The 4894-nt window shown below is 68.8% G+C and carries 4 protein-coding genes; 3 read left to right on the top strand and 1 reads right to left on the bottom strand.

Going from position 1 to position 4894, the window contains the following annotated elements:
* The 3 genes from AC1D1G_RS41735 to msrB all read left to right on the top strand — a co-directional run.
* Positions 1-1092: alpha/beta fold hydrolase (locus AC1D1G_RS41735; RefSeq protein WP_477956553.1), on the top strand; the 1092-nt coding region annotated here is incomplete at its 5' end.
* Between the two features lie 34 nt (positions 1093-1126).
* Complete coding sequence (locus AC1D1G_RS41730) at positions 1127-2464, top strand: glycosyltransferase family 87 protein (protein ID WP_280783339.1); 1338 nt, start codon at positions 1127-1129, stop codon at positions 2462-2464.
* Positions 2465-2522: 58 nt separating this feature from the next.
* On the top strand, positions 2523-2960 hold the full coding sequence (gene msrB / locus AC1D1G_RS41725) for a peptide-methionine (R)-S-oxide reductase MsrB (RefSeq protein WP_009480111.1): 438 nt from the start codon (positions 2523-2525) through the stop codon (positions 2958-2960).
* Here msrB and AC1D1G_RS41720 read toward each other — a convergent pair.
* Positions 2920-4894: molybdopterin-dependent oxidoreductase (locus tag AC1D1G_RS41720; protein WP_477956552.1), on the bottom strand; the 1975-nt coding region annotated here is incomplete at its 5' end. The two genes, msrB and AC1D1G_RS41720, sit on opposite strands and share 41 nt — an antisense overlap.

Genomic DNA, 4894 nt, shown 5'->3' with positions numbered 1-4894 from the left:
GCGGTGGACCGCCGCGGCATCGCCTCCTCGCAGGAGATCGAATGCCTCACCCCGGAGCTCCGCAGCAGCCTCGCGAATCTCGGGCAGTTCGATCCGGGGACGGGCGACCAGGTCGACAAGGTCACCGCGCTGGGCCGCGACGCCACCATCGCGTGCACCGACTACCTGCAGCCACAGGAACTCGCGTTCGACAGCACCCACGCCGCCGACGACATCGAAGAACTGCGCCGCACCTGGGACGTCGATGCACTCGGGATCCTCGCCACCGGCAACGGCAGTGCCGTCGCGCTCAGCTACGCCGCCAAGTACCCCGATCGAGTCGGCCGACTCGTCCTCGACTCCCCCGCCGTCACCACGGTGGATGCCGCAACCGCCACCGAACAGCAGGTCGCGGGTCAGGAGGCGGCGTTCGACTCGTTCGCCCGCCAGTGCACCGCCCTGAACTGCTCCCTCGGCGCCGATCCCCGCGCCGCGATGACCGACGCCGTCACCCGCGCCGCGAACGGCCAGATCCCGCGGGTCTCCGCGAACGCCCTCCTCACCGCGGTGTCCGGGTCGCTCGCCGCAGCGGGCGGCGACCAGCAGGGTCGCGTCCGCGCCCTGTCCGATGCGGTGTCCACCGCCCTCGCCGGAAACACGGCGCCGATCCTGGCGGCGATCGCGCAGGCCGAGGCGGCCTACGAGGGCGACGGCCAGTTCATCACCCGCTGCACCGACGGCCAGCAGTGGCCCGCACCCGACCGCGTTCGCGAACTGCAGAAGCTGTGGGGCGAGCGGTTCCCGCTGTTCGGACCGAACGCCGCCGTCGGACTGCTGGCGTGCACCTCCTGGCCCGCGACCGCGCCGCCCGCCCTGCCCGGCGAGCTGACACTCCCGGTCCTGGTGCTGAGCGGCACCGCCGACCCGGTCGTCGGGAACGCCGGGGTGGGAACGGTGACCGGGGCCGTGTCAAGCGCAGGCGCCGCGACGGCAACCCTGACGTGGCACGGCAGCGGCCACCCCGCCACCCATTCGGACTGCGCGCAGAAGTCGATCGCCACCTACGTCGCGGACGGCGTGCTGCCCCCGGACGGCAGCGCCTGCCCTGCCTAGCCGACGTGTTCCGCCCGACACCCACAGGGGGTGCGTGACCGCACGTCAGAGCTTCTCGGTGTACCGTGCCGTGGTGTTCCTTCGACAACTCGAACCGCGCACCGGGCGGACTGCCAACGAGGTAATCAACTTCGCGCTGTGGCCGATCGCCGTCATGACAGTGCTGCATCGAGTGGTCGTCAAGGCGGTCAACGGGTACATCACCGACGACTTCCGACCGGTCTACAACGCGGCGCTGGCCTTCCTCAACGGCCGCCCCGTCTACGCCGCCAACTTCAACTGGGTCGATCCGCATTACCTGTATCCGCCGTCCGGCACCCTGCTGATGGCGCCGATCGCGGTGATCGACCCCGAGAAGTCCCGGTGGTTGTTCATCATCGCCAACGCGATCGCCATCGTGATCGCGTTGTACCTGCTCCTGCGGCTGTTCGGTCTGGGATTGAACTCCATCGCGGCCCCGATCCTGCTGCTCGCCACGTTCTCCTCCGAGACCGTCACCAACACCCTCGTCTTCACCAACATCAACGGTCTGGTCCTGCTCGGCGAGATCGCATTCCTCGTGTTGCTGATGAAGCGCAAGGACATGTGGTCCGGTGTCGCCATCGGGCTGACGTTCGCGGTCAAACCGATCCTCGCCCCACTCCTGCTGCTGCCTCTGGTGCGCGGACAGTGGAAGGTGTTCGTCACCGCGATCGGCATTCCCCTGATCCTCACCGCCGTGGCGTGGCCGCTGTCCGCGGACCCGATGGACTTCGTGCGCCACACGGTGCCGTACCTGATGGAGTCGCGCGACTACTTCAACAGCGCGATCGTCGGCAACGGCAAGTACTACGGCCTCCCCACCGCCCTGATCTGGGCCCTGCGCGGTGTCTTCACCGCCATCGTGCTCAGTTCCCTGTGGCTGCTCTACCGCTACTACCGCCACGACGAGCTGTTCTTTGTCGTCACCACGTCCGGGGTTCTGCTGACGGCGTCGTGGCTGCTCGGCTCGCTGGGCCAGATGTACTACTCGATGATGCTGTTCCCGCTCCTGATGTCCGTGGTGCTGAAGAATTCGGTGATGCGGAACTGGCCGGCGTGGCTGGCCGTGTACGGGTTCATGAGTTACGACAGCTGGCTGTCGAGCCGGTTCATCGAGGCCGGCCGGACCGCCGAGTACATGAAGACCACGCTGGGATGGAGCCTGATGCTCCTCGTCGTCTTCGGTGTGCTGACCGTCCGCTACGTCACCGCGCGGCGCGAGGGGCGACTCGACCGCGGCATCGACCCGGCGTTCCTCCTCGAACCGCACGAGAAGGCTTCCGGCACCCCGCCGCGGGAACCGGAACCGGACGAGCAGCCGCAGGTCGAGTCGGCCACCGCCAAGACGTAGGCCCCCGTCCCGCGCGGGCGTCGCGGCCGGAATCGGCGAAACGTATTAGCGTGGAGCCATGAGTTCGCAGCAGCAGGATCCCACGCAATCCGCCCCGAAGGTTGCTCTCTCCGACAGCGAGTGGCGCGAGAAACTGACTCCCGAGGAGTACGCCGTGCTGCGCCAGGCCGGTACCGAACGCCCCTTCGTCGGCGAGTACACCGACACGAAGACCGAAGGCGTCTACCACTGCCGGGCCTGTGGCGCCGAGCTGTTCCGCAGCACGGAGAAGTTCGAATCGCACTGCGGGTGGCCGTCGTTCTTCGATCCGGCCGACTCGGACGCCGTCATCCTCCGCGAGGACACGTCGCTGGGGATGCGCCGCGTCGAGGTGGTGTGCGGGACGTGCCACAGCCACCTGGGCCACGTCTTCGAGGGCGAGGGCTACCCCACCCCCACCGATCAGCGGTACTGCATCAATTCGATCTCGCTGACCCTGGAACCGACCGGCGAATGATCGTCGGTGGATCGAACGCCCGGATAGGCGGAAGCGCACCCTCGTAGCGTTCGATCTCGACGAGCACGTGCTGGCCCGTGCAGCCGTGGGCCAGTGACGACGTGCCCACGTCCGGGGTCAGCACGTTGGGGTTCCCRTGCACGCAGAGGGAATCCGGGTCGGTCGCGTCGAGCGGGTCGTACCAGGCTCCCGTCGACAGCTGGACCACACCGCGCCGGACGCCCTCGTCCACCACCACACCGGCGAGGCAGGCGCCGCGGTCGTTGAACACGCGGACGACGTCGCCGGCGGTGAGTCCGCGGTCGGCGGCGTCGTCCGGATGAATTCGGAGCGGTTCGCGGCCCCGGATCTTCGATTTCTGGCTGGTGCCGCCGTGGTCGAGTTGGCTGTGCAGGCGGGTGCGCGGCTGGTTGGCGATCAGGTGCAGCGGGAACTGCCGTGCCCGCCGGCCGCCCAGCCATTCCTCGGGCTCGTACCAGCGGGGGTGTCCGGCACAGTCGTCGTAGCCGAATCCGTCGATGTCGGCGGAGAAGATCTCGATCCGCCCGCTCGGGGTGGCGAGGGGGAATTTCACCGGATCGGTCCGGAAGTCGCCGAACAGGATCAGGTCGTCCTCGGTCCGCATCCGCACGTGGCCCTGCGTCCAGAAGTCGTCGAAACTCGGGGCGGGACCGCCGTCCGCGCGGACGAAGTCTCGCCACTGCCCGTACAGGTGCTCGAGCCACTGCTCGGACGAGCGGCCCTCGGTGAACTTCTCCCCGACACCCAGTTTCCGGGCGACGGCGGCGAACGTGTCGTAGTCGTCCCGCGCGTCGGCGTAGGGCCCGACGGCGGCGTGCATGGCGACGAGCAGCGGGTCGTTGCGGGTGCAGCTGAGGTCGGCCCGCTCGAGCGACGTGGTGGATGGGACGACGATGTCCGCGTGCCGGGCCATCGGCGTCCAGTAGGGGTCGTGGACGACGATCGTGTCGGGCCGGGCCAGCGCCCGGCGCAGACGGGGAATGTCCTGATGGTGGTGGAACGGGTTGCCGCCCGCCCAGTACAGCATCTTGATGTCCGGGTACGTCAGCCGCTGACCGTCGTAGTCGAACGGTGCGCCCGGGTTCAGGAGCATGTCCGAGATCGCGGCCACGGGGATGAAGTCGCGGACGGGGTTCAGCCCCTGGGGAAGCGTGGGCAGCGGGTACGGGACGGGGGCCAGCCCGGGTTCGTTCATGGAACCGTAGCCGTGGCCGAAACCGCCACCGGGTAGGCCGATCTGGCCCAGCATCGCGGCGAGAGTGACCCCCATCCACGGGGCCTGCTCACCGTGCCGCACCCTCTGCAGCGACCAGGTGACGGTCACCATCGTCCTGCCCGCCGCCATCCGCCGGGCGACGGCGACGAGGTCCGCTGCGGCGATACCCGAGATCTGCTCGGCCCACGCGGGCGACTTCGGGACGCCGTCGGAGCGGCCGAGGAGGTAGTCCTCGAAGCGGTCGTAGCCGACGCAGTGGCTGCCCAGGAATGCCGTGTCGTGCAGGTCTTCCGTCGCGAGGACGTATGCCAGGGCGAGCATGATCGCGACATCGGTGCCGGGCACCGGGGCGTGTCGTTCGGCGGCGCCGTGCACGTCGTCGTGCAGCGGACTGAACGACACGATGGATCCGCCGCGGCGCCGGAGGGCGTCGAGTGCGTCGCGGGTGGGGTGGTCGCTGGTCCCGCCGTGATTGACGCCGGTGTTCTTGAGGGGGACGCCGCCGAAGCACACCATGAGATCGGTGTGCTCGGCGATGATCTTCCAGGACGTGGAGCGGGCGAACATCTTCCAGTGTGTGCCCACCACCCGGGGCATGATGACGCCCGTCGCGCCGAGCGAGTAGCTGTGCACCGATCGGGTGTAGCCACCGAGCATGTTCAGGAACCGGTGGACCTGGCTCTGGGCGTGATGGAAC

It is taken from the genome of Rhodococcus sp. P3_B8 (assembly GCF_056402775.1).
Note: the sequence above shows the minus strand (reverse complement) of the source record. Positions and strands in the feature narration are given on the sequence as shown.